Annotated in this window: 1 protein-coding gene; it reads right to left on the reverse strand. The window is 53.8% G+C overall.

Annotation, left to right across the window (positions count from 1 at the left end; all coding sequences use genetic code 11):
* Positions 1 to 221 (reverse strand): transposase (locus EXE42_RS18165; RefSeq protein ID WP_137707151.1); only part of this gene is annotated, 221 nt, incomplete at both ends.

Raw genomic sequence — 221 nt, forward strand, 5'->3', positions numbered from 1 at the left:
TTAGGTTATGTACGATGCACTTCCGTGTGAGCTCCCGGAACTGGCCATGCCAGCTCCGGGAGCGTATCTCATCTCCGTCGTCCTTCAGCATCGCAAACACGGTCTCACTCATCGACCGCTGGTTGTAGACGTCATCGTCAATTCTGGCGTTGTGAGCCTTCTTGAGCGCGTTTTGCTCGCAGGAGCGTGTCATAGAAGAGTTCACATGGCTTGGTGAATCA

Origin of the sequence: Halorubrum sp. SP3 (assembly GCF_005435195.1) — an archaeon.
In the GTDB taxonomy this organism is placed as follows: Archaea; Halobacteriota; Halobacteria; order Halobacteriales; family Haloferacaceae; genus Halorubrum; species Halorubrum sodomense.